The 26,161-nt window shown below is 31.1% G+C and carries 26 protein-coding genes, 1 rRNA gene and 1 other annotated feature; of the genes, 19 read left to right on the forward strand and 8 right to left on the reverse strand.

Going from position 1 to position 26,161, the window contains the following annotated elements:
* The first annotated feature begins 4 nt into the window (after positions 1 to 4).
* Genes KPL55_RS06475 through KPL55_RS06505 form a run of 7 tightly spaced genes read left to right on the forward strand, consistent with a single transcriptional unit; the run spans position 5 to position 6,863 of the window.
* Complete coding sequence (locus KPL55_RS06475; protein WP_216305887.1) at positions 5 to 865, forward strand: prephenate dehydrogenase; 861 nt, start codon at positions 5 to 7, stop codon at positions 863 to 865.
* On the forward strand, positions 858 to 1,946 hold the full coding sequence (aroB, locus tag KPL55_RS06480; RefSeq protein WP_216305888.1) for a 3-dehydroquinate synthase: 1,089 nt from the start codon (positions 858 to 860) through the stop codon (positions 1,944 to 1,946). The genes KPL55_RS06475 and aroB overlap by 8 nt, the downstream gene beginning before the upstream one ends.
* 17 nt (positions 1,947 to 1,963) lie before the next feature.
* Positions 1,964 to 3,256: a 3-phosphoshikimate 1-carboxyvinyltransferase gene (gene aroA, locus KPL55_RS06485; RefSeq protein WP_216305889.1), complete on the forward strand. Its 1,293-nt coding sequence runs from the start codon at positions 1,964 to 1,966 to the stop codon at positions 3,254 to 3,256.
* Entirely contained in the window at positions 3,237 to 4,307 is a 1,071-nt protein-coding gene (gene aroC / locus KPL55_RS06490) for a chorismate synthase (RefSeq protein ID WP_216305890.1), read from the forward strand. The genes aroA and aroC overlap by 20 nt, the downstream gene beginning before the upstream one ends.
* Positions 4,308 to 4,348: 41 nt before the next feature.
* The gene (gene pheA, locus KPL55_RS06495) at positions 4,349 to 5,488 is read left to right on the forward strand and encodes a prephenate dehydratase (protein ID WP_216305891.1); all 1,140 of its coding nucleotides are present in this window, start codon (positions 4,349 to 4,351) and stop codon (positions 5,486 to 5,488) included.
* A 37-nt stretch (positions 5,489 to 5,525) separates the two neighbouring features.
* A complete protein-coding gene (aroE, locus tag KPL55_RS06500; protein ID WP_216305892.1) occupies positions 5,526 to 6,350 on the forward strand; it encodes a shikimate dehydrogenase in 825 nt (274 codons plus the stop codon).
* 3 nt (positions 6,351 to 6,353) lie between these two features.
* The gene (locus KPL55_RS06505; RefSeq protein WP_216305893.1) at positions 6,354 to 6,863 is read left to right on the forward strand and encodes a shikimate kinase; all 510 of its coding nucleotides are present in this window, start codon (positions 6,354 to 6,356) and stop codon (positions 6,861 to 6,863) included.
* A gap of 69 nt (positions 6,864 to 6,932) precedes the next feature.
* On the opposite strand, the gene trpA is transcribed toward KPL55_RS06505, so the two are convergent.
* From trpA to trpE, 7 genes are read right to left on the reverse strand one after another with little or no spacing between them, the layout of a single operon-like run.
* Positions 6,933 to 7,724: a tryptophan synthase subunit alpha gene (gene trpA, locus KPL55_RS06510; protein ID WP_216305894.1), complete on the reverse strand. Its 792-nt coding sequence runs from the start codon at positions 7,722 to 7,724 to the stop codon at positions 6,933 to 6,935.
* The gene (gene trpB / locus KPL55_RS06515; RefSeq protein ID WP_216305895.1) at positions 7,721 to 8,896 is read right to left on the reverse strand and encodes a tryptophan synthase subunit beta; all 1,176 of its coding nucleotides are present in this window, start codon (positions 8,894 to 8,896) and stop codon (positions 7,721 to 7,723) included. The genes trpA and trpB overlap by 4 nt, the downstream gene beginning before the upstream one ends.
* Positions 8,896 to 9,492, reverse strand: a complete 597-nt coding sequence (locus tag KPL55_RS06520; RefSeq protein ID WP_216305896.1) for a phosphoribosylanthranilate isomerase — start codon at positions 9,490 to 9,492, stop codon at positions 8,896 to 8,898. The genes trpB and KPL55_RS06520 overlap by 1 nt, the downstream gene beginning before the upstream one ends.
* Positions 9,485 to 10,252: an indole-3-glycerol phosphate synthase TrpC gene (gene trpC, locus KPL55_RS06525; protein ID WP_216305897.1), complete on the reverse strand. Its 768-nt coding sequence runs from the start codon at positions 10,250 to 10,252 to the stop codon at positions 9,485 to 9,487. Before trpC ends, KPL55_RS06520 begins: the two co-directional genes overlap by 8 nt.
* A complete protein-coding gene (gene trpD, locus KPL55_RS06530) occupies positions 10,249 to 11,250 on the reverse strand; it encodes an anthranilate phosphoribosyltransferase (RefSeq protein ID WP_216305898.1) in 1,002 nt (333 codons plus the stop codon). Before trpD ends, trpC begins: the two co-directional genes overlap by 4 nt.
* Positions 11,231 to 11,818 (reverse strand): anthranilate synthase component II, encoded by a 588-nt coding sequence (locus KPL55_RS06535; protein ID WP_216305899.1) that lies wholly within the window; start codon positions 11,816 to 11,818, stop codon positions 11,231 to 11,233. Before KPL55_RS06535 ends, trpD begins: the two co-directional genes overlap by 20 nt.
* Positions 11,818 to 13,248, reverse strand: coding sequence for an anthranilate synthase component I (gene trpE / locus KPL55_RS06540; RefSeq protein ID WP_216305900.1), 1,431 nt, complete (start codon positions 13,246 to 13,248; stop codon positions 11,818 to 11,820). Before trpE ends, KPL55_RS06535 begins: the two co-directional genes overlap by 1 nt.
* Before the next feature lie 51 nt (positions 13,249 to 13,299).
* Positions 13,300 to 13,605: a binding site (T-box leader), on the reverse strand.
* A gap of 344 nt (positions 13,606 to 13,949) precedes the next feature.
* On the opposite strand from trpE, the gene KPL55_RS06545 reads away from it, so the two are divergent.
* The 10 genes from KPL55_RS06545 (at position 13,950) to KPL55_RS26320 (ending at position 23,870) form a co-directional block, all read left to right on the forward strand.
* Entirely contained in the window at positions 13,950 to 15,638 is a 1,689-nt protein-coding gene (locus KPL55_RS06545) for a DAK2 domain-containing protein (RefSeq protein WP_216305901.1), read from the forward strand.
* A gap of 31 nt (positions 15,639 to 15,669) precedes the next feature.
* On the forward strand, positions 15,670 to 16,443 hold the full coding sequence (locus tag KPL55_RS06550; protein ID WP_216305902.1) for a DUF1295 domain-containing protein: 774 nt from the start codon (positions 15,670 to 15,672) through the stop codon (positions 16,441 to 16,443).
* Between the two features lie 32 nt (positions 16,444 to 16,475).
* Positions 16,476 to 16,811 carry a DUF1475 family protein gene (locus KPL55_RS06555; protein WP_312887235.1) on the forward strand — a complete coding sequence of 112 codons (336 nt, stop codon included), beginning with the start codon at positions 16,476 to 16,478 and terminating at the stop codon, positions 16,809 to 16,811.
* A gap of 50 nt (positions 16,812 to 16,861) precedes the next feature.
* Positions 16,862 to 17,836, forward strand: coding sequence for an aromatic ring-hydroxylating dioxygenase subunit alpha (locus tag KPL55_RS06560; RefSeq protein ID WP_216305904.1), 975 nt, complete (start codon positions 16,862 to 16,864; stop codon positions 17,834 to 17,836).
* 166 nt (positions 17,837 to 18,002) lie between these two features.
* Positions 18,003 to 18,395, forward strand: a complete 393-nt coding sequence (locus KPL55_RS06565) for a bacteriohemerythrin (RefSeq protein ID WP_216305905.1) — start codon at positions 18,003 to 18,005, stop codon at positions 18,393 to 18,395.
* Between the two features lie 163 nt (positions 18,396 to 18,558).
* The gene (gene htpG, locus KPL55_RS06570; protein WP_216305906.1) at positions 18,559 to 20,439 is read left to right on the forward strand and encodes a molecular chaperone HtpG; all 1,881 of its coding nucleotides are present in this window, start codon (positions 18,559 to 18,561) and stop codon (positions 20,437 to 20,439) included.
* Between the two features lie 136 nt (positions 20,440 to 20,575).
* Complete coding sequence (locus KPL55_RS06575; RefSeq protein ID WP_216305917.1) at positions 20,576 to 21,358, forward strand: Cof-type HAD-IIB family hydrolase; 783 nt, start codon at positions 20,576 to 20,578, stop codon at positions 21,356 to 21,358.
* A gap of 44 nt (positions 21,359 to 21,402) precedes the next feature.
* Positions 21,403 to 21,687 carry a putative quinol monooxygenase gene (locus KPL55_RS06580; RefSeq protein ID WP_216305907.1) on the forward strand — a complete coding sequence of 95 codons (285 nt, stop codon included), beginning with the start codon at positions 21,403 to 21,405 and terminating at the stop codon, positions 21,685 to 21,687.
* Between the two features lie 193 nt (positions 21,688 to 21,880).
* Positions 21,881 to 23,656, forward strand: a complete 1,776-nt coding sequence (locus tag KPL55_RS06585; protein WP_216305908.1) for a methyl-accepting chemotaxis protein — start codon at positions 21,881 to 21,883, stop codon at positions 23,654 to 23,656.
* Between the two features lie 79 nt (positions 23,657 to 23,735).
* Positions 23,736 to 23,870: a hypothetical protein gene (locus KPL55_RS26320; RefSeq protein WP_281418817.1), complete on the forward strand. Its 135-nt coding sequence runs from the start codon at positions 23,736 to 23,738 to the stop codon at positions 23,868 to 23,870.
* Between the two features lie 34 nt (positions 23,871 to 23,904).
* Here KPL55_RS26320 and hydE read toward each other — a convergent pair whose 3' ends face one another.
* On the reverse strand, positions 23,905 to 24,951 hold the full coding sequence (gene hydE / locus KPL55_RS06590; protein WP_216305909.1) for a [FeFe] hydrogenase H-cluster radical SAM maturase HydE: 1,047 nt from the start codon (positions 24,949 to 24,951) through the stop codon (positions 23,905 to 23,907).
* Between the two features lie 292 nt (positions 24,952 to 25,243).
* On the opposite strand from hydE, the gene KPL55_RS06595 reads away from it, so the two are divergent.
* Positions 25,244 to 25,474, forward strand: coding sequence for a glutaredoxin family protein (locus KPL55_RS06595; protein ID WP_216305910.1), 231 nt, complete (start codon positions 25,244 to 25,246; stop codon positions 25,472 to 25,474).
* A 356-nt stretch (positions 25,475 to 25,830) separates the two neighbouring features.
* Positions 25,831 to 26,161: ribosomal RNA gene (locus tag KPL55_RS06600) — 16S ribosomal RNA — on the forward strand; the annotation flags it as partial.

Genomic DNA, 26,161 nt, shown 5'->3' on the forward strand with positions numbered 1-26,161 from the left:
AAATTTGGATTGTACAGACTTTAATATTACAATTGTAGGGCTCGGGCTTATAGGAGGTTCATTTGCTATGGCACTAAGAGAATTAAAGCCTAAAAACATTTGGGCGATTGACATTGACAAAAATACTTTGAGAGCTGCGGAAAAAATGAATATTATTGATAAAGGATATACAAATCCAGAAATACCCCTTAGGAGTTCAGATATTGTTATAATTGCAGTTTATCCTCAAAAGACTATAAATTTTGTAAAGAATAATATGAATTTATTTAAAAGTGGGGCAATTATCACAGACACTGCTGGAATTAAGAGTAAGTTAATACATGATATCATGCCTGTACTAAGAAAAGATTTAGATTTTATTGGTGGGCACCCTATGGCAGGAAAAGAAGAATCAGGCCTAAAGGCTGCATCAAAAGATATGTTTAAAAATGCTAATTATATTTTAACTCCGATAAATGGGAATAAGGAAGAAAATATAAATCTAGTAACAGAGATAGCTAGGGGTATGGGTTGCAAAAGAGTAGTTCATCTTACTCCTAAAGAGCATGACGACATAATAGCTTACACAAGCCAGCTACCACATGTTATAGCAGTTTCATTAATAGATTGTAATAATTCAATAGATGGAATATCTCAGTTTATTGGAGGAGGATTTAAGGATACTACTAGAGTTGCTACAGTTAATGTTGAATTATGGCCGGAATTACTTCTCAATAACAAAGAAAATATAATTAGTAAGATAGAAGACTTTGAAAGAAATATAAAGGAAATAAAAACAGCAATAATTAATAATGATGAAGGTTTTCTAAAGGAAAGATTTGAGGATGCAACTAAGAAGAGGAAGGAGATTGGTAAGGGTGTATAACATAGAAGTTAAAGCAACAAGCGGAAATTATCCAATATATATTAAGAATGGATTGCTTAAAGATATTGGAGAAGGAGTTAAGAATATTTATAATGGTAAGAAAATAGCTGTAATAACAGATGCAAATGTTAATGAATTATACGGAGCAAAGGTTATTGCTTCATTAAAAGAAGTTGGTTTTGAATCTTTTAAAATAGTTGTTAAAGCAGGTGAAGAGAGCAAGTCATTTGGAACTCTTTTAGAGGTATATGATAAACTCCTAGATTATAAGATTAATAGAGGCGATATGATAATTGCTCTAGGCGGTGGCGTAGTAGGGGATATGGCTGGATTTGCAGCATCCACTTTCCTAAGGGGAATATCACTTATACAAATTCCGACTACACTCCTTGCACAGGTGGATAGTAGTGTAGGTGGTAAGGTTGCAGTAGATCTTCCGCGTGGAAAGAATCTTGTGGGTAGTTTTTATATGCCAAAGGCAGTTTTTATTGATCCAATGTTACTTAGGACATTAAACGATAAGTTTTTTAACGACGGAATGGGTGAAGTTATAAAATATGGAGCTATTAAGGATAAGGAACTATTTTATAAATTAATGAATTATGAAAACAAAGAAGATCTATTAAAAGAGATAGATAGGATTATTTATACTTGTTGCACTATCAAGGCTAATATTGTTGAAGTTGATGAGAAGGATACCGGAGAGCGAATGTTATTAAATTATGGTCATACAATTGGTCATGCAATTGAACAATTCTTCAATTTTACTAAATATTCTCATGGAGAAGCTGTAGCTATGGGGATGTACGCAATAACAAAACTTGGAGAAGAACTAGGGAAAACTGAAATTGGGACATCAATTGCTATAAAAGATATTTTAAAAAGGTATAATTTGCCTTGGAGGTTGCCTGAAATAAAAAGTGAAGATATAATTAGAGCTATAAGGCATGATAAAAAAAATATTGGTGAAGCTATGAATTTCATATTAATAAAGTCAATTGGAAATAGCTTTATTGAAAAAATTAATGAAGATAAGATAAATGATTATATGCAAAAAATTCTTAAAAAAACTACTATATAAAAGTGAGGTGTTTAGCCATGAAGTCAGTTACAATTCAACCTTTTTCTTTAAATGGAAGAGTTAAAATTCCACCTTCAAAATCATTATCCCATAGAGCAGTTATAGCTGCAGGATTAAGTATTGGTGAGTGCGCTATTGATAATATAAGTATGTCAGAGGATATAATAGCCACTTGTGAAATAATGGAAAAACTTGGAGTTGATATTAAACAATTACCAAGTGGCCTCAAGGTATGTGGAAAAGGTAAACCTCGACTAATTAATGAAGAAACTGATAGCAATGTTCTACAATGCAATGAAAGTGGTTCAACATTACGTTTTTTAATTCCTATAGCGATGATTACTGGTGAAAAAGTAATTTTTAAGGGTAAATCTAAACTAGTACAGAGAACACTTAAACCTTATTATGAGATATTTGATAGAAAAAATATAAAATATACTACAAGTAATGGTAATCTTCCTCTAGAAATTGATGGTGGACTTAAATCTGGTATTTTTGAACTTAGAGGAGATGTAAGTTCTCAGTTTGTAACTGGTCTTATTTATGCATTGCCTTTATTAGATGGAGACTCAACAATTAAAATTACTACGCAAATGGAATCTATTGGTTACATAGATTTAACTTTAGATGTACTTTCTAAATTCGGAATAAAGGTACAAAACAATAATTATAGTGAATTTAAAATAGAAGGTAATCAACATTATAAAAAAACAGATTACAGAGTTGAAGGAGATTTTTCTCAAGCAGCTTTTTATCTAGCCGCTGGTGTTTTAGGTGGGGAAGTTGAATGCAGTGATTTAAATATGGAATCACTTCAAGGAGATAGAGTAATAATTGATATAATTAAAAACATGGGTGGAGATATAATTATAAAAGACGGTAAGTTAAGAGCGTCAAAATCGGATTTAAAAGGTACTATAATTGATGCATCTCAATGCCCTGACCTTGTACCAATAGTTGCAGTGCTTGCTGCATTAAGTGATGGAACAACTGAAATTATAAATGCGTCTAGAGTTAGGATTAAAGAATCCGATAGATTAAAAGCTATGGCAACAGAGCTAAATAAAATTGGAGCAGATGTTATCGAAAGAGAGGATTCGCTTATAATTCATGGTAAACCATGGCTTAAGGGTGGAGTTGTAAGTAGTTGGAATGATCATAGAATAGCTATGGCTATGGCAATTGCATCAATTAGGTGCACCGAAGAGCTTATAATTGAGGATAGTGGAGCAGTTAAGAAGTCATACCCAGAGTTTTATGAAGATTTTAAGAGCTTAGGAGGTAAAGTAAATGAGCGGACAATGGGGTAAAAAAGTTAAGTATTCAATTTTTGGTGAGTCTCATGGAAGAGGAATAGGTATAACTATTGATGGATTGCCACCAGGCATTAAGCTCGATATGGATTTTATTAATGGTGAAATGCAAAGACGAGCACCAGGACGTGATGAATTTTCAACTAAAAGAAAAGAAGGGGATAAGGTCGAAATTCTAAGTGGATATTTTAACGGATTTACCACAGGAACACCTCTTTGCGCTGTTATCTTCAATGAAAATCAACATTCAAAGGATTATGATAAGCTAAAGGATTTAGCTCGCCCGGGTCATGCAGATTTCACAGGAAAAGTTAAATATTCAGGTTTTAACGACTATAGAGGTGGAGGACATTTTTCAGGTAGAATTACAGCACCTCTTGTTTTTGCAGGGGCAGTAGCGAAACAAATTCTCTTTGACCAGGGAATTGTAGTAGGAAGTCATATTTTAAGTATTGGAAATGCCTTTGACAGTTATTATGATAGTGTTAATTTAAAAGTACAGATGCTAGCAGATGTTTTAAGAAAAGATTTTCCTGTTCTTGATGATTTAAAAGCTGCAGAAATGAAAAAAACTATTATAAAAGCAAAGGAAGAAATGGATTCTGTTGGAGGTATAATTGAAGCTACTATATTAAATGTGCCTTGTGGACTAGGTGAGCCGTTCTTTGATTCAATAGAAAGTAATTTAGCTCAATTACTGTTTTCTGTTCCCGCAGTAAAGGGTGTAGAATTTGGTATGGGATTTGAAATAACAAAACTCAGTGGAAGTAAAGCTAATGATGTTCCATACATAGATAATTCAAGGGTATTAACAAAAACTAATAATAACGGCGGAATTAACGGTGGTATCTCAAATGGAATGCCAATAGTTTTTAGGGTTGCAATGAAACCAACACCATCTATTGCAAAAAATCAAAGTACTATTAATATGGCAACAGGTGAAAATTCAGAGATGTCGGTTACGGGTAGGCATGACCCATGTATAGTATTAAGAGCGTTACCAGTAATTGAAGCTTGCGCTGCAATGAGTATTTTAGATTTTCTTTAACAATATATCGACTTCAAAGAAGATGATAAGGGGGTGTTTTAATGAGTGATTTAGATAATTTTGATATAGATTATTTGAGAAATCAAATTGATGAAATTGATGCAAGTCTTGTTTTACTATTTGAAAAACGTATGGATATAGTTGTAAAGGTAGCAGAATATAAAAAGAAAAATAATGTTGTAGTTTTAAATAGTCAAAGAGAAGAAGCCGTTATAAAAAAGAATATAGATCTAGTTAAAAATAAAGATATTTTGCTTGAGGTAGAAGAATTCTTCAAATCTGTTATGGAAATAAGTAGAGGTTTTCAGAACAAAAGTTTAAATATGGAGAAAGTTTTAATTAATACAAAAATGCAAACTGTTGGATTTTATGGTGTTACAGGTTCATTCAGCGAACAAGCACTAAATGAGTATTTCGGTGAAAAGGTAAGCCAAAAGGCAATTAGCGAGTTTGAAGATATATTTCTAGAACTAAGTTATGGAAAAATAAATTATGGTGTTATTCCAATAGAAAATTCTTCTACAGGTGCGATATCTGAGGTTTATGATCTTCTTAATAAATACAATTTTTATATAACTGGTGAAAAATATCTCAAAATAAGTCAAAATTTAATGGGAATAAGAGGTTCGACCTTAGATGATATCAAAGAGGTTTATTCTCACTCCCAGGGATTAAAACAAAGTATGGAATTTTTAAAAGGATATAAAGAATGGAAGTTGACCCCATATCAAAGTACTGCAGAATGTGCGGAGTTGGTTAAAGATAGACAGGACAAAACTTTGGCTGCAATAGGGAGTACAAAGGCTGCAGAAATATACGACCTTGAAATTTTACAAAAGGATGTAAATTCAAACACAACAAACATGACTAGGTTTGTTGTCATTGGCAAGCAGATGGAGTCTAATGAACATAGTAACAAGATTAGTTTGGTTTTATCTACTACCCACAAGGCAGGTTCATTATGCCATGTGTTAAAACACTTTGCAGATAATAATATAAATCTTTTAAAAATTGAATCGAGACCAATAAAGGATAAGCCATGGGAATATTTCTTTTATATAGATTTTGAGGGTAATATAAATGAGAAAAAGATTATAACCGTAATTGACCTAATTAAAAAGAATAGCGGCTATTTCAAGATATTAGGCAATTATAGTCGTGATATTTCATATGTAAAATAATTTTTATTAATTTAAAGATAAAAAATGAGGTGAATTAATGTCAGAATTATATGGTCTACTTGGAGAAAAATTAACACATAGTGTTTCTCCACAAATACATTCAATGATCTTTAATAAATTAGGAATGAAGGGTTATTATCATTTGTTCGAATTAGAAAGTAAAGATCTTAATGTTGTTATGGACGCTTTTAAGGTTATCAAACCAAGAGGTATTAATGTAACCATTCCTTATAAAATTAAAATTATGGAGTTTATTGATGAGATTAGCGTTGAAGCAAAAAATATAGGCGCGGTAAATACACTGAAATTTATAGATGGTAAAGTTATTGGGTATAATACAGATTATTTTGGTATTGGTATGCTTTTCGATAAGTACGATATCAAAGTAAAAAATAAAAGGGCAACAATATTGGGTAATGGTGGAGTGGCAGTTACAATGGTGCAGTATTTATTAAATAGTGGAATTTCTGAAATTACGGTAGTCACAAGAAATGTTTTAAAGCTTAAAGAAAATAATAAATTTAATTCTTGTAGAGTGATATCTTATGATGATATAAAAGAGATTCAAGGGGAGGGGTTATTAGTGAACTGTACACCACTTGGTATGTACCCTAATGTTAATAACTCTCCAATTGAAAAGAAACTTATAGGCAGATTTGAAAGTGCCGTGGACATGATTTACAACCCTAAAAGAACTCTATTTTTGAAATATGCGCAGGAGGAAGGCCTAAAGGCAGTAAATGGCCTCTATATGCTTGTTGGTCAGGCAATTGCTGCTCAGGAAATCTGGAATGATATTAAAATTCCTAAGGGAATAATTGATGAAATTTATGATGAGTTAGAAAAGGGAGTAGAAAATTAGAGGATGAAAAATATAGTGTTAATTGGAATGCCTGGTTGTGGTAAAAGTGAGATTGGTAAAATACTTGCACAAAAAACAGAGATGGAATTCATAGATGTAGATGATTTTATTGAATCTAGTAATAAGCTTACTATTACTCAAATATTTAAAAATGGTGAGGTCAGTTTTAGAGATATAGAATCTATTGCAGTTAGAGAATTATCAAAAAAAAAATCTGTAGTTATTTCAACTGGTGGTGGAGTAATTAAGATGTATGAAAATATCTTGAGCCTTAAGAAAAATGGTTTGATTATTTACATAAACCGCCCAATTCAAAACATAGTGGAAGATATAGATGTGGAGGGACGCCCTTTACTTGCAAAGGATCCAGCTAATGTTTATAGATTGTTTGATGAGAGGGGTCCGTTATATAAAAAGTATTGTGACCATGAGGTTATGAATATTAGTTCTTTGGATGAAATAGTTGATAATATTTTAGAAATATATGCACAAACTAACAACTTAAACGTGTAGTATAACATTATTGTAATCATTACTATAAGTACATATATTAAAAGCTGTTGATTTCTCAACAGCTTTTAATTAATTTATTGCATTTTTAATACCAAGTGCAAAATCGTATACTCTTTTTAGTATTTCTTGTTGGTGTCCACCTTCGGCTACTAGTTTTATTATTGCGCTTCCAACGATAATGGCTTCACAGTAAGGAGCATACGCTTTTGCCATCTCAGCATTTGAAATTCCAAAACCAAGACCTCTAGGCATATCCGTGTAGCTTTTTATTAAATTCATATATTTATCAATGTCTGTATTTAATTTTTGTCTTGTGCCTGTTACTCCATTTATAGAAACGCAATACACAAAACCTTTTCCTTGATTAGTTATTGCTTTAATTCTACCTTTTGATGTTGGAGCTACAAGTGGAATTATGCAGATGTCATATTTGTCTGCAATTTCTATTATCTCAGCCCTCTCCTCAAGTGGAAGGTCCGGAATTATTAATCCGTCAACGCCAACTTCCTTGCACTTCTCGAAAAATTTAACATCACCATATTTAAATATTGAATTATAATAGAGTAAATATACTAGGGGAATCTGCGTTTTTTCTCTTATCCTTTGAACCTTTTCCATAATAGAATTTATTTTAGTTCCATTAGCTAAAGCCCTTGTAGAAGATGCTTGTATTACTGGCCCATCAGCCATAGGATCAGAGTAGGGGATACCTATTTCTATTATATCAGCCCCGGCTTTTTCAAGGGTTAAAACTAACTCTACGGTGGTATCTAAATCTGGATCTCCGCCTGTTACAAAAGGTATAAATGCCTTTTCATTTTTCGATTTAAGATAATTAAACTTCTCGACTATTCTATTCATAGTTTTACCCCCATTATTTGAGCAATTGTATTTATGTCCTTGTCGCCACGTCCTGAAAGATTAATAATTATTATTTTATCCTTAGGTAATGCTTTCGCTAGTTTCATAGCATAGGCAACTGCATGAGCGCTTTCTATAGCAGGAATTATGCCTTCAACCTTTGTTAGCTCCATAAAGGCATTAACAGATTCATCATCTGTAGCACATACATATTGAGCCCTATTTATGTCATGTAGGTAAGCATGCTCAGGTCCTATGCCAGGATAATCAAGACCTGCCGATATTGAATATACAGGCATTATTTGTCCATCTTCATCTTGAAGCACGTAGGTCTTCATCCCATGAATTATACCAACATCACCTTTAGTTATAGTTGCAGCATGTTGCTCAGTATTTAATCCCTTTCCTGCAGCCTCAACACCAACGAGCTTTACAGATTTATCTTCAATGAAAGGATAGAATATTCCAATAGCGTTACTTCCACCACCAACACATGCTATTATATAATCTGGTAATCTATTTTCGGCAAGAAGTATCTGCTTTCTGGCTTCATCTCCTATAACCCTTTGAAAATCCCTAACCATGGTTGGATATGGATGTAATCCTACTGATGATCCGATAACATAAAACGTATCTTCCACGTTACTTACCCAATTTTTCAAAGCTTCATTAACGGCATCTTTTAATGTTCCAGTACCTGTGGTAACAGAGGTAACCTTAGCCCCAAGCATTTTCATCTTAAAAACATTTAGAGATTGCCTTTGTATATCTTCCTCTCCCATAAATACCTCACACTCAAGTCCGAACATTGCAGCTACTGTAGCGGTTGCAACGCCATGTTGTCCTGCTCCGGTTTCTGCTATTATTCTTTTCTTGCCCATTCTTATAGCAAGTAATATCTGTCCCAATGCATTATTAATTTTATGAGCTCCTGTATGGTTTAAATCTTCTCTTTTTAAATATATTTTTGCTCCACCTAATTTTTTTGTAAGATGCTCAGCAAAGTATAACGGGGTTTCTCTACCTGAGTAGTTTTTAAGGTAATAGTTATATTTTGATATAAACTCAGGGTCGACTTTAGCTTTTTCATATTCCTCCTCAAGTATTATAACTGCGCTCATTACTGTTTCAGGTGCGTATTGTCCACCAAATTTTCCAAATCTACCTTTCATTATAAATCCCTCACTTTCTTAATAAATTCCTTTATTTTTGCATAATCTTTATATCCGTTTGTTTCTACTCCGCTAGATACATCCACGCCATAAGGATTTAGCTTTAAAATTCCTTGACCTACATTTTCACTAGTTAATCCACCTGCAAGCATGATAAACCTTCCATCAATTTTTTTATAAACAAGGTTCCAATCAAAGCTTTCGCCGGAACCAGAGGTGGTATTATCTAAAAGGAATTTTTCGTAATCATATTTTTCTATCTCAGAGATACTTTTAATACTATTAATTTTAAGTGCTTTCCAAATTTCATAGCCCTTAAACTTATTTATATATTCTTGGGTTTCATAGCCATGAAACTGGAGAACTTGAAGTCCTAAACTTTTTGCGATTTCTAGCACTATATCTGGGTTTTCATCAACAAAAACTCCAACTTTCTTTATGTCACTATGAAGATTATTTATTAAGTTGTAGGCGTGATCCTTGTCTACTTGTCGTTTGCTTTTAGCAAATACAAAGCCCGCGTATTCTGGTTGTAAGTCATTAAGATATTCTATGTCTAATTGTCTGCTAATCCCACAAATCTTAATTTTAGTCATGGCAAACCTCCAAAAATTCTTTTACACTTCCTGGGTTTCTCATAAAAGATTCACCAATAAGTACTGCGTTTGCTCCAATTGATTTTAAATATTTAAGATCACTAATTGAACTTATTCCACTTTCAGATACTACGATTTTGCCTGTTGGGATGTATTTCATCAATTTCTCTGTAGTATGGATATCAACGCTAAAATCATTCAAATCTCTATTATTTATACCTATTATTTTGGAGCCACATTCTAAGGAAAGTTCTATTTCAGCTCTATCATGAACCTCCACTAGGCAATGAAGTCCTAAGGATGTTGCAAGCTCGTAATAAGATTTTAGTTTATCTTTAAGAATCGCTGCAATTAACAAAATAGCATCGGCGCCAAGGGCAACAGATTGATAAATTTGATACTTATCTATAATAAAATCTTTTCTTAATATGGGTTTAGCTGTTTTTTCTTTTACTAATCGTATATTTTTATCATCTCCTAAGAAATATTCTTTCTCAGTTAGTACTGAAATAGCATCAACACCATATTTTTGATAGGTTAATGCGGTTTTAGCTGGATCAAAATTTGGATCAATAAGTCCTTTTGATGGAGACGCCTTTTTTACTTCAGCTATAATTGCAAGTCTATTTTCATTAAGTGCTGCAGCAAAATCTCTTATTATACTAGGTTTTATATTAATAAAAGTTTGCAAGGGATTCTGAATCTTTTCTATTTGAATTTGAAGTAGTTTATTTTTAACTATCTCATCTAGTATATTCATGATAATCTAAGCTCCTCGAGCTGACCTAAGGCTTTCCCTGAATCAATTAATTCTCCCGCCAATATTACTCCATCTTTTATAGTTGAACATTTTTTTCCTATATATAATGCTGCAGCTGTATTTAATAATACAATATCTCTCTGAGGTCCCTTTTTTCCTTGTAAGATATTAAGGATAATACCTGCATTATCCTTAGCAGTTCCACCACTTATATATTTAAGACTAGATCTTTGAATGCCGAATTCTTCAGGATATATTTTATAATCAGTAACAAGACCATCCTTTAATTCGCTGATATAGGTAAAACCTGTAGTGGTTATTTCATCTAGTCCATCTTCACCATGAACCACAAGGGCTCTCTCTGATCCAAGCCTTCCTAAGACCTGAGCTATTGGATTAGTTAGGTCTTTGCTAAAAATTCCAAGTGTTTGGCCACGTACAAATGCAGGATTGGTTAATGGCCCTAAAATATTGAATATAGTTCTAGTTCCAATTTCGTGCCTAGGTGCTGCTGCATTTTTCATAGCGGTATGGTAGCTTTGAGCAAATAGAAAAGCCATACCTTTTTCTTCGATTATTCTGGCGGCATCACTTGGATCTATATTTATATTTATTCCAAGCTGGGTTAAAACATCTGCGCTTCCACTTTGACTAGAAACAGCTCGATTACCATGTTTGGCTACTTTTACTCCAGCAGATGATGCTATAATTGCGGCAACTGTAGATATATTAAAAGTTTTACCACCGTCACCGCCAGTTCCACAGGTGTCAATAGCATAATCGCTAATTAAATTTACACGTTTTGCATTATCTCTCATAGCTTTAGCACAACCAGTTATTTCTTCTATGGTCTCACCCTTCATTCTTAAACCAACAAGGAAACCTCCAATTTGAGCCTGAGTTGCTTCACCCTTCATTATGCCATTCATAAATGAATAGGCTTCATTCTCTGTTAAATCATGATTTAAAATAATTTTATTAATCACCATTTTTAACATTACAAATCACCTCCACAAAATTTTTTATTATACTTTTACCACTTTGAGTAAATATTGATTCAGGATGAAATTGAAGACCATATGTCTGGTATTTTTTATGTTTTATTGCCATTATTAATCCATCATCTGTTTGTGCCGTAATTTCTAAATCTTCTGGCAGTGTATTTTTTTCTACAATTAGAGAGTGATAACGCATTATTTTTAAATTGTTTTCTAAATCTTTAAATAGGCCTTTACCATTGTGGGTGATGATAGATGTCTTTCCATGTTTAATTTCAGGTGCACTTATAACTTTGCCACCGTAAGCCTGACCTATAGCTTGATGACCTAAACATATACCCATAATTGGAAGTTTGCCTTCAAAAGCTTTTATAACTTTAATACTTAAACCTGCATTTTCTGGTCGCCCTGGACCTGGTGAAATAATGATTCCTTTCAGAGGTAGTTTTTTTAATTCCTCAATAGTAAAGTTATCATTTCTTAGAACCTTTACGTCTTTATATAATTCCCCAACATATTGATATAGATTATAAGTAAAGGAATCGTAATTATCAACTATTAAAATCATTATAATACCTCCCTTAGTGCCATAGTTTTATTTAGGGTTTCTGTGTATTCATCTTCTGGGACTGAGTCATAAACTATTCCTGCTCCACCTTGAACATAAGCAAAATCATCTTTGAATACTATTGTTCTTATTGCTATACAAGTATCCATATCACCATTGTAAGAAAAATAACCAATGGCACCTGAGTATATACCACGACGAGTATTCTCTAATTCATCAATTATTTCCATAGCTCTTATTTTAGGTGCCCCAGAGACTGTTCCTACAGGTAAACAAGATTTAAGTGCATCAAAACAATTTAATCCAGTCTTTAGAGTGCCTGATACTTTTGAACAGATGTGCATTACATGAGAAAATAATTCGACTTCCATAAATTTGTCTAGTTTTACAGAGCCAAATTCACTAATCTTACCTATATCGTTTCTGCCAAGATCCACCAGCATTAAATGTTCTGCAAGTTCTTTTTCATCTTTTAATAATTCTTCTTTAAGCCTTTGGTCATCCTTTGAAGTCTGACCTCGTGCCCTGGTGCCAGCAATAGGGTTTGTTATTACCTGGGTTCCTTTAACTTTAACTAAGCTTTCAGGAGATGCTCCGGCAACCTTAAAGCTTTCGAAATCTATATAAAACATATAAGGTGATGGGTTGCTGCGACGTAATCTTCTATATACCTCAAACGGATCTATATTATTTTTGATTTTAAGCCTTTGAGATAAAACTACTTGAAAAATATCCCCAGAAGTTATATAATTTTTTGATTTACGTACAAGATCACAAAAATCCTGTTTAGAATAATTGGAAGTTACTTCGTTATTGCGTGAAATTTCAATTAATTCATGATTTACGTGCGTCTCATTAATTATTAATTTCATATCAGTTAGTTTATTAAAAACAGAATTATAATCATCATTATCTTCTGGGAATACATTGTGAATTAGCATTACTGTATTTTTAAGATGATCAATACATATAAAATCTTTATAAAAAAGCAGACATGTCTCTGGTAAATTTAATTCATCAGGGTTGTTGTCTGGCAAATTTTCATACTGTCTTATTACATCATACCCAATATATCCCAATGCTCCTCCGATAAAAGGTAGTTCTAAGTCTAGATTATCATATTCTTTAATCAAATGACCCTGGGCATAGTCTAAAACTTTACCTTTTACTTCTTTAATTTCATTTTCTTTTGTTATAGTTACATTTTCACCTTTGCTGCTTAATATCATATAGGGATTGCTTCCCATAAAGGAGTACCTTGATTCTTCTTTAGCTGATATAGCACTTTCCAATAAAAATTTATACTTTCCCTTGAGTTTGTAGTAAATATTTACTGGGGTAAGTTCATCACCATTAATTTTAATAAACATAGGAAAAATTACTTTCAAAGATTTTTTATTGTCAAATTCCTTTTGAGTTAAATTAACCATTTTATTACCACCTCTTTATTTTTTTGTATAACAAAAAACACTTCGGACCTATAATGGGGCGAAGTGACCGCGGTGCCACCCATATTAGTTATTTAGTCACAAAAAAATAAAAACACCTCATCCTATGAAAGGACGAAATGTAAAATTTCGTTATACCACCTAAATAATTATCTTTGTCAGGCACGGATTTCTCGATTGCCCTGTCCATGTAACGGTAGACCACCCGGTAAATGCTACTACTACTTCGCACCACATCTCACAGACCCATTCAATAACGGCTACAGTACCCAGCTTACACTAATCCGGATTCGCTTAAACTAAATTCCCTTATTTACTATTTCTGCTCATTGATATTGTTTTAAATAATACATCTTAAGTTAATGATTGTCAAGAATTATATTAATATCATAAATTATTTTATGAATATTCATGATTACTAACTAAATATATTATTTGCGTCTTAATTTATATAATATTTAATATATTTAAATGTGCATATTAAAAAATAAATATATTTATTTATATGCACATTTAGTCAAAAAATATGCTATTATATTATTAATAACAATTATTTGTAGATAAATAGTATTATTTAGGGGGAGATTGGAATTAATATTAATAATATAACAGGAGAAGTATTATATTACGCATTTTTATCAGGTGTAGTGCAAGTTAGGAAACAAAAAAATATTTTAAATAAAATGAATGTTTTTCCTATTCCAGATGGAGATACCGGCAGCAATCTTGTATCTACAATGAATGCAATTGTTGAGGACACGAAGATTCACAAATCTATTAAAGACACAATTAATTCTATGGCAGATGCAGCATTAATTGGGGCAAGAGGTAATTCAGGAATAATTTTTGCTCAATTTTTAAATGGAATTAATGAAGAAATTAGCGATAAAGAACCTCTAACTATGGTAAATTTTGCAGAAACATTAAAAAATGCTGTACCTTATGCATATAAAGCTATATTAAATCCTATTGAAGGGACTATGATAACTGTTATAAGAGAATGGGCGGAAGCCGTTTACAAGTTGAAAGATGTAACTGAGAGTTTTGAAGCAATAATAATTAAAACCTTAGAGGATGCTAAGAACTCACTTGCAAACACACCAAATATTCTTGAAATATTGAAAAAATCATCTGTGGTAGATTCTGGTGCAAGTGGTTTTGTGAGTTTTCTCCAGGGAGTTGTTTATTTCCTTAAGGATAAAAACATTACAAAATTAAGTCAAAATGAAGAGGAAATAGTATTTGAAGAAGAAATTTTTAATTTTACACCAAATATAACTTATAGATATTGTACAGAAGCTTTAATTTCAAATGAGAATATAGATACTAATGAAATAAAGAATTCACTAAAACATTTAGGAGATTCTTTAATTGTAGCAGGGAATAAAAGCAAAGTTAGAATACACATACACACAAATAAACCAGATGAATTATTCCATCTACTAAGAGGAAAAGGTGAAATAGTTCAGCAAAAGGTCGACGACATGAAGAAACAATATGAAGTTGTGCATAACAGAATTAATAAAACGGCTATACTTACAGATTCAATTGCTGATTTACCACAAGAACTCATAGAAAAATATCAGATTCATGTTTTACCATTGAATTTAATTATTGAAGGTAGCACATATTTGGACAAACTTACTATAAAACCGGATAAGTTTTATTCGCTTATTGACAATTTAAAAGAGTATCCAACAAGTTCGCAACCAACAATAAAAAATGTACAAAATGTATTTTCTTTTTTAACTAGCCATTATGAATCAGTAATTACAATAATAGTATCTAAGGAAATGAGTGGAACGTTTAATGTTGTTAAAAATGCTGCAGAAAAGTTTATAGAAGAAGGCAAAAAAATAACAGTAATTAATTCCAAATTAAATTCTGGTGCAGAAGGGTTAATGGTATTAGAAGCAGCAAAAGAATTAGAATCCGGGAAAAATCATGAGGAAGTTGTAGAGATAATAGAAAATAAGATAAAAAAAGCAAGAATATATGTTAGTGTTAATACTTTTAAATACATGGTACGGGGTGGACGGGTTTCACCAATGAAAGGGTTTATTGGAAGGGTATTAAATTTAAAACCAATAATATCAATAAACGCAGATGGAAAAGGAATTGCATTTGGTAAAACTTTTAACGCAAAATCAAATACTAAGAAAATACTTGCGATAGTTAGTAAAGCAAATGAAAATAACAAAATAGTATCTTATAACATTGTACATGCAAGTGCTCTGATCAAAGCTAACGAATTGAGCTTAAAATTAACAGCAATTTTAGGGAAAGAACCAGAATATATCACTGAAATTTCACCTATTGTTGGTTTAAGCGCTGGAATTGGAGCGGTAGCTGTATCTTTTATAAGTTCTTAATGTTTATCATATAAATTTAGGAGGGGTTATTATGAATATTTACATGCAAAGTACAATACTCGTTTTTATATACATGAGCATCTTTTTTATTATTGCTCAAACCATAAAAAACAATTCAATAGTTGATATGGGATGGGGTCTTGGATTTGTTTTGATATCAGTATATACATTATTTGCTGGAGGAAATTATAATTTAAGAGCTATTATAGTTACAGCTTTAGTTTTCGTCTGGGGAATAAGATTGTTTTATCACATATTAAAAAGAAATTTAGGAAAGCCCGAAGATTTTAGATATGTAGCATTTAGGAGAAGTTGGGGTAGATGGGTAATGCCAAAGGCATTTTTACGAGTGTTCATGTTACAGGGAGCAATTATGCTTATAATAGCATATCCAATTATAATGAATAACGCTACAGCTAAAGGAAGTTTAGGCATATTAGAATACGTAGGTATTTTGATTTGGATTGTTGGTTTTATTTTTGAAGCTTTGGGAGATAAACAGTTAAAAAACTTTATTGCAGATAAAAAGAATAAAGGACATATAATGAAAAGGGGACTTTGGAAATACACAAGGCATCCAAATTATTTTGGAGAGGCTACAATGTGGTGGGGAATATTTATAATTACTTTATCATCAAAAAGCGGTATAACGGGGATAGTTAGTCCTATAATTATAACATTGCTACTGCTATATGTTTCTGGAGTTCCGATGCTTGAAAAACATTATAAGGATAACAAGGAATTTCAGAAATACGCCAAAGTTACAAGTAAATTTATACCTTGGTTTCCTAAAAAAAATGGTTAATAACATTAATAATAAAATATAATGAAAGTAGGATTGATTTTATGAAAATCGGAAAAATATTTTCTTTTATTGGGTTTTTGGTAATGATGGGAATGCTTATATACGGATTTACTATTGGAGATTTTACTCAGGAGGGTAAAATCTTGTTAGGGATGCCCTGGGGACAAATATCATTAGTAGATATTTATATTGAATTTATTATAGTATGTTCGTGGATAGTATATAGAGAAAATAATGTTGCTAAATCTTTAATTTGGGTTTTGCTTGTGCTAACTTTAGGAAGCATGATTAGTTGTTTATATATTTTCTTAGCATTTAATAAGAGCAATGGAAACTGGGAAAAGTTCTGGCTGAAAAATAGAGTTTAATATTTTCAAGTGAAAACAATAAATTCTTAAAATAAGGAAGGATGCTTGATATGATTAGAAATCAATGGTATGGTATTTTGGATTCAAAAGAGTTGAAAAGTAAAAAGCCAATTGGTGTAACAAGAATGGGTGAAAAGCTAGCCTTTTGGAGAAGTGAAAATGGTGACGTTAATTGTATTTTTGATAAATGTTGCCATAGAGGGGCATCTTTGAGTTCTGGAACAGTGATTCATGACAAGATGACTTGCCCCTTCCATGGATTTGCATATGACTCTTCTGGAAAGGTAACTTTAATACCGGCTAATGGAAAAAACAGTCATGTACCAGAAAGATATAAAGTTCAATCTTATAAGGTAAAAGAAAAATATGGCCTAATTTGGCTATGGTATGGAGATAATAAAGATGAACTGCCAGAAATACCTTTTTTTAAAGAGCTACGGGAGGGCTTCTCTTATGGAGGCTTTTCAGAGATGTGGCCTGTTCATTACACAAGAGCTATTGAAAATCAATTAGATGTTGTTCATTTACCTTTTGTTCATGCTTCCTCCATAGGTAGGGGAAATAAAACTTTAGTAAATGGACCGGTTGTTAAATGGAAAGATGAGTTAATGACCTTTTATGTTAATAACGTGGTCGATGATGGAAAAATTAGACCTCTTAAACAAAATGAAATTAAAAACTATGAGCTTCTTTTTAGTCTTCAGTTTCAAATGCCAAATATTTGGCAAAATATTATTAGTAAGGATATTAGAATTGTAGCAATATTTGTACCTATTGATGACCAGCATACTCAAATTTATATTAGATTTTATCAGAAATTTATGAAAATTCCTATATTGAAACAATTAGTTAATGGAATGAGCACTTTTAGTAATAAATATATCCTTCATCAAGACAGAAAAATTGTATTAACACAAATTCCAATAAAATCTGAACTAGCAATGAATGAAAATCTTATTCAAGGAGATGCTCCTATTATTGAATACAGAAAAAAAAGAGAATCGTTGAAAGAGAAAACAGAATAAAAGTGATAATAAATACTAACTTGAAGGCAATAGAATATTATGGAGATTATTCTTGTAAATTAAATTAAAACAAAGTAAAATATAAATAGAATATGATGATTAATTATTAGGACAAGCTGTAATTTACATAATATTTTTAAATTAATTTAGGGGAGGAATTGAATTAATGTTTGAAATGAAAGAGAAATATAAAACAAATAATCCTAAAATTGATCAGGAGCATGAAAAGCTTTTTGAAATAGGGGAACGAGCTTATCAATTACTTATAGATCAATATGACTTGGATAAATACGATAAAATTATTGGAGTTATTGAGGAACTAAAAGAATATACTATTTATCATTTTAAGGCTGAAGAAGAATATATGGTTAGTATAAATTATAAAAGATTATTTACTCAAAAAATTGATCATGCATTTTTTATTGAAAAATTAGAAGAAGTTAATCTAAATAAAATTGATGAAAATCAAGATGAAGCTATAATGAATATATTAACGTTTTTAAATGAATGGTTGGTTAGTCATATAATAGAGAAAGACTTACTTATAGCAGCAAAATAAGATTATTGTAAGCTTGAACGGAATCAAGATAAATAGTAAAAATATACTACATGCATTGACAAATAACGAAAAAAGGTGTATTTTATAACTATATTTAGCACTCAATAGCATAGAGTGCTAACAAGATAATAAAATAGGAATTGATAGGAAGGGGAAATTTTAATTGGAAAAAAAGCAGTTTAAAACGGAGTCTAAAAGAATTCTCGATATGATGGTAAATTCTATATATACTCATAGAGATATTTTTTTAAGAGAACTTATTTCAAATGCAAGTGATGCTATCGATAAAATTTATTATAAAACATTGGCGGATGATTCATTAAATTTTGATAAAGCTAACTACTTTATAAAAATAGCTATTGATAAGGACAATAGAACAGTAATAATTTCTGATACAGGAATAGGAATGACCGAGGAGGAGCTTAGTGATAACCTTGGAGTTATAGCTAAAAGTGGATCTTTAGCCTTTAAAAAAGAAAATGAAATAAAAGATGGTTATGATATAATTGGTCAATTTGGAGTAGGGTTCTATTCTGCATTTATGGTAGCTGATACTATTACAGTTAATAGTAAAGTTTTTGGTAGTGATGAAGCTTACAAGTGGGAATCAAATGGTGCTGAGGGTTATACAATAGAGGCAAGTGAGAAAAATTCTGTTGGTACAGATATTATCCTAAAAATAAAAGAAAATACAGAGGATAATAATTTTGATGAATATCTTGAGGAAAATGGATTAAAGTCTATTATAAAGAAATACTCAGATTTTATTAGATATCCAATTAAAATGGATGTAAGTGAGTCTAACCTTAAAGAAGGTAGTGAAACTGATTACGAAGACACTATAGTTGAAAAAACTGTTAATAGTATGGTTCCTATATGGAGAAAAAATAAAAGTGAACTTACTGATGAAGATTATAATAATTTCTATTCTGAAAAGCACTATGGTTTTGACAAACCAGCAAGACATATCCATATTAGTGTAGATGGTGCTATAAGTTATAATTCAATTTTGTACATTCCAGAAAAGACTCCATATGATTTCTATACAAAGGAATATGAAAAAGGATTAGAGTTATATTCAAGCGGAGTTTTAATTATGAATAAATGTTCAGATTTATTGCCAGATTATTTTAGTTTTGTAAAAGGTATAGTTGATTCTGAAGACTTATCACTTAATATTTCTAGAGAAGTATTACAACATGATAGACAACTTAAACTTATAGCTAAAAATATTAAAACTAAAATAAAAAATGAGTTAGATAGTTTACTTAAAAATGAAAGAGATAAGTATGAAGAGTTTTACAAGGCTTTTGGAAGACAATTAAAGTACGGAATTTATACTGATTATGGCGTGAATAAAGATACTTTACAAGATTTATTATTGTTTTATTCGTCAAAAGAGAAAAAGAATGTTACTTTAGATGAATATGTTTCTAGAATGCCAGAGGAGCAAAAATATATATATTATGCAGCAGGAGATTCAAACGAAAGAATTGAGAAATTACCACAAATAGAAATGGTATCAGATAAAGGATTCGAAATTTTATACTTTACAGATGAGGTAGACGAATTTGCTATAAGAATGATAATGAAGTATAAAGAAAAGGAATTTAAATCTGTATCAAGTGGTGACTTAGGAATAGAAGTAGATGAAAAAGAAAAACCTTCTAGTGATGAAGACAAAGATAATAAAGAATTATTTGAATATATGAAAACTGTTTTATCAGGTAAAGTTAAGGATGTTAGAGCATCCAAGAGACTTAAAAACTATCCGGTTTGTTTGTCTAATGATGGTGATCTTACAATAGAGATGGAAAAAACATTAAACTCTATGCCTAATAATGAAAATGTTAAAGCAGATAAGGTTTTAGAAATAAATATAACACATGATATGTTTAAAACACTTAAAAATTCTTTTGAAGTCGATAAGGATAAGTTAGATTTATATACTAATATACTATATAATCAGGCTTTACTTATTGAAGGACTACCAATTAATGATCCTGTAGAATTTACAAACAATATATGCAAGGTAATGATATAATAAGAGGATACTTTTATTAAAAATTTAAGCTAAATATGAGCTGTTAATGGACATTAGTTCTTTAATAGCTCATTTTTACAATTAAAAAATAGGGGTTAATAGGACATATTAAACGCTACAAAAGGGGGAACCACTTATAATAAAACTTATTGCAACAGATATGGATGGTACCTTATTAAATGATAAGGGAAATATAAATGATAAAATATATGATTTAATACATTCTTTAAATGATAAGAATATAAAATTTGCAGCAGCAAGTGGAAGGTTCTACTCTCAGCTTAGCATAAATTTTAAAAAGGTAAACACAGATATGATATTTATCGCTCATAATGGTGCCCTTATTAAATACAATAACAAAGGAAAAACTCTGTATTCAAATAACATTGCTAAAGAAGAAATAGAACACGTAATAAGTTTAAATCCACAACTAGGTGAAGAAGTATTCTTGGCTGGAGAAAATGAGGCATTTGTAGTGAATCCATCAAAGGTTATTTTTAATGAACTTACATGTGTTGATGTGCCAGTGGTAATACTTAAATCTTTTAGTCAATTAGAAAGTCCTATATATAAAATTACCTACTATATGGCAGGCGGCGTTAGTTCGGCTATAGTAAATTATTTGAAAGAAAAATTGGATGAAAAACTTGAATTTGTTGTATCTGGAGGTAAATTCATAGATATAATGAATAAAGGTATAAGCAAAGGAAGTGCAATAAAAATACTCCAAGAGAAATTTAGAATAGATCAAAAAAACACAATGGTCTTTGGGGATTATTATAACGATTTGACTATGTTTAAAGCAGCGCATTATAGTTATGCAATGAAGAATGCGCCTGAGGATGTAAAAAAACATGCTAAGTTTATAGCTCAAAGTAATAACGAAGATGGAGTTTACAATATTATAGCAGCTTTGTAAAAATATTAAGGAATATAAAATAATATAAATAAAGGAGATAATAAATGATTACTATAGTAGCAAAAAATTTAATAAAGCAGAATAAAATAGAGGAATTTAAATCTTTGGCAGAAAAACTTATTAATGAAAGCAGGAAAGAAAAAGGCAATATATCATATAATTTATATCAAGATGCTAATAATTCTAAGGTTTTATCATTTATAGAAGAGTGGGAAAGCCAAGAAGTTATTAATATTCATAACCAATCTATCCATTTCACGACTATTGTTCCACAATTTGCAGATCTTAAAGAAAGTCAGCCAGAGATTAATTTATATAAAAAGCTATAAATAAAAATAATATATTAAAAGATGGAAGGGAACTATTTAGATTAAAAGCTAAGTAGTTCCTTTCAGTTTTTTTTATCAATAAGAGTATATATAAAATATAGCTCAAGCTTAGTAAATTAATGACGATAATTATGTAAACGTATAATTAATTTTTCCCCATAAAAAAGTATTTAATAGAATGGAGTGATTTAATATGAAAAAAATAAGTGCTAAAATAATAACTTTGAATGTTTTACTTGTATTATTAACCGCGATATTGATTGGGGGCATGGCAACATATAGAATGTCGGTATTGAGTAATAATACTATTACAACAATTGATACCACAGTTAGGAAAGAATATGATGTGAAAATTAAAAACCAAGTAGAAAGTGTTTTAGCAATGCTCGAAGGGGTTAATAAAAAATATCAGGCGGGAGAAATGACACTAGAACAAGCGAAGATACTTGGCGCAGATTTAACACGTACTATGAAATACGGTGATGGTGGTTATTTTTGGATAGATACAGTTGAGGGAGTAAATGTTGTACTTCTTGGTGGACCAGCAGAAGGTAAAAGTAGATATGATTTAAAAGACGTAAAAGGGAAAGGCATGATTAAAGAAATTATTCAAAATGGATTAAAAGATGAGGGTGGGTATACAGATTATTGGTTTGCTAAAGAAGGAGAGAAAGTTGCATCCCCAAAGAGAGCATATAGTAAGGCCTTCAAAGAATTTAATTGGGTTGTTGGTACAGGAAATTATGTGGATGATATAGATAAATTTATTGGAAGCCAAAAAGTAGTTTTGAGTGATTACTTTATAAAAAGTATTATTAGTTTTATTATTTTAGTTGCTGGGGTTATTGGTATATCAGTAATAATTGCTTTTTATTTCAGTAAAAAAATATCAAATCCTATTTTAATGATAAGTAGGCTTATTGATAAGACAGCTAAACTTGATTTGTCTCAAGATAAAGATTACGAGAAAATTTTAAAGTATAAAGATGAGACTGGAATAATTGCAAAATCCGTTACTAATTTAAGAGGTACATTAAGGCAAATAATTGTTGATTTGAAGAATAATTCTCAAGAAGTTCTTCAATACTCAAAAACTATGACTGTATCTACAAATGAGACTGTTCAATCTATAGAGGCTGTATCTGTAGCAATTGAAGAGTTAGCAAAAGGAGCAACTAATCAAGTACATGACGCACAAAGTGGTTCAAGTCAATTGTCAAACTTTGGTAATAAAATTAATATTGCGGTAAATAGTTCTGATTTATTAAAAAATTATTCGAATGAGACTAAAATAGTAAATGCTGATGGTATGAAATCTATGAAGCAACTTACCGAAAGATTCAGAGAGAGTAATAAATCAAATGAAGAAGTAGTTGAAAATATATCTTTACTTCAAAATAAATCAAATTCAATCGGAAAAATTATTAATACTATTCGGTCAGTAGCAGAACAAACAAATCTTTTGGCGTTAAATGCAGCAATAGAGGCAGCTAGGGCAGGTGATGCCGGAAGAGGATTTGCAGTAGTAGCTGAGGAAGTAAGGAAACTTGCAGAGAAAACAGCCGAAGCTACAAATGAAATTACAAGTATGATTGGTGAAATTCAAGGGGAAATAAGTAAGGTAACGTTGAATATAAATAAGGGAGTAGATATAAATAAAGATGCAAACTTATCTATGGATTTATCACAAAAATCTTTTAATATAATAGAGATTTCTATAATTAATATGATAACACAAATTGATACATTGGGATCTAATATCAATAATTTAGATGAAGATAAAGATAAAGTATTACAATCTATAGAGGGAATGTCTGCGATATCAGAAGAATCAGCAGCATCAACTCAAGAAATATCTGCATCTATGGAAGAGCAAACAAGTGCAATGGAAGAAATATCAAATACTGCTGAAAATTTCGAAAAAATTGTTGTTAAATTAGATGAAATCGTTCAGAGGTTTATATTGTAATATGCAAAATTTAAATATTAAAGTATAGAATAAAAAGAAGCTTTCTAGGATAATCTAATTCTAGAAAGGGGGAGTTTTAATGCCAAATAAAGCTACAAAGATGAATATTCAGCATGATTTAAATAAAAAACACAATAAACCAGGAATTAAAGATGCACAAGGGGAAGCCGTTAATAATAAACCAATTAAAGAAGCTAAACAAACATTCCGTTAAAAAAAGAGCCTTAAGGGCTCTTTTTTTATATTTTCTAATTATTAGTGTTTTTATTTCCTCTAAATCCATAACTTTCTGAAACTGTTCTACCAATACTATTAATTTTACCTGTTATACATCCGCGACAATGAGCTGGAGTGTCCCCGGTGCAAATTTTTCCAGGATACAGTGCATAATGTTTTCTGTAATCACCTTCAGTAACATTTGGCATAACTACATTAGCACCGCTTTGAAGGGCCATTAGGCGTCCGTTTTTGTTTAGAGACTCCATTGCCGTGGTTGCAGGTATGTTTATGTCAGGTAGCAGTAAACGCGTTATAGCCATAACCTTAAGTGCCATAGTAAGTTCTTTCCCCTTAGAACCTGCAAGTGGGGTGTCTTCATTAGGAATAAAGGGTCCTATACCTAACATATCAGCATTTATTTCTTTGAAATATAAAATATCATCTGCATATGATTCTATAGTTTGATTTGGGAGCCCAACCATAACGCCTGAACCAACTTCATATCCTAGTTCTTTTAAGTTTTTCAAACATTTTAGTCTTGTTTCATGACTCATTCCTGGGTCTAAATATTCATATAGTTTTTTATCTGTTGTTTCAATTCTAAGAAGGTATCTATCAGCGCCAGCTTCTCTAAATGCTTTATATTCTTCATAAGTTTTTTCACCTATACTCAAAGTTAGAGCTAAACCTAAAGATTTTATACTTTTTATTATATTGATCATTATATCTTTGGTGTAATAATCATCTTCTCCGCCTTGAAGCACTATAGTTTTATAACCAAAAGATTTAGCTTTAGTTGCAAAGTCAAAAATTTGTTCCTGTGTTAACCTATATTTAACTAAATTCTTATTATCTCGTCTTAGGCCACAGTAAAGACAATTGTTTTTACAGATGTTAGTGAACTCAATAAGGCCTCTAAGATGAACTTCATCACTTACATACTTCTTCCTAACCTCATCAGCTGCGTTAAATAGTTCTTCATTTATATTATTACAACTCAAAATAGAGATGATTTCTTCTTTGCTTAATGTATGTTCTGTTTTAGCTTTGTTTATTATTTGTAATAAGTTAATCATTATTTGGAACCTCCTAGTATTTAGCTTTTAGTCATTAAAATATAAAATAATTAAAAATTATTTTATCACTGACTCAATGTGTTAAGACTATCATAATATTATATAAACTACATGTAAATATAAAACAAAGAAAAATATTAATATATTAGTAAATTTGGAGGCATACTAGTTAATAATTGATATAAAAATTGTTATTTAATATTTGACTTTGGGAAAAAATGATGCTACTATGGAAATAAGTTCAATTGCATACAATTGAATTATAGTATTTAGAATAAAGGAGAGGTAATTTATGAATAAGGTTGAGATTTACACAAGTAATTCATGCGGGTTTTGTCATTTGGCTAAGGAGTTTTTTGAAGAAAATAATATAGAATATATAGAGCATAATATATCTGAAAATGTAGACGCAAAAAAAGCGCTTATAAAAAAAGGCTACAGATCAGTTCCAGTAATCGATATAAACGGGAATGAAATGGTTGGGTTTGATAAGGAAAAAGTTGTTGCTATATTAGGTCTATAAAAGTAATGAAATAATGTTTTAAAAAAGAAGCTAATACATAATAGAGTATTGGCTTCTTTTACTTTGATGAAAGAAATGGTAATGCATCTAAAAGAAAATAAAATGGTTGACATGTACAATATTAACTGATAAAATATTAAAAGTAGTCACTTAGTGACGAGCATATAGCAATAATTGGTCTTTGAAAATTAAACAGAGAAATAGGTAAACTTAGCAAAATAATATTTTGTTAAACCAGTCAATTACTTTAGTATAAAGTAAAATTTAGTCTTAAGACTAAAAAGTATGTAATGAGCTTGAGTAACAACTTAACAGTTGTCTCAGATTAATTATTTCAACTAAAAAGTGTAAACTTTTAAATTGAGAGTTTGATCCTGGCTCAGGACGAACGCTGGCGGCGTGCCTAACACATGCAAGTCGAGCGATGCGATCCTTCGGGATCAATTAGCGGCGGACGGGTGAGTAACACGTGGGTAACCTGCCTCAAAGAGGGGAATAGCCTCCCGAAAGGGAGATTAATACCGCATAATATGTTTAGATCGCATGATCTTAACATCAAAGGAATTTCTTCGGAAATTTCACTTTGAGATGGACCCGCGGCGCATTAGCTAGTTGGTGAGGTAAAGGCCCACCAAGGCAACGATGCGTAGCCGACCTGAGAGGGTGATCGGCCACATTGGAACTGAG

Source organism: Clostridium lacusfryxellense (genome assembly GCF_018861735.1).
Taxonomy (GTDB): Bacteria; Bacillota; Clostridia; order Clostridiales; family Clostridiaceae; genus Clostridium_AD; species Clostridium_AD lacusfryxellense.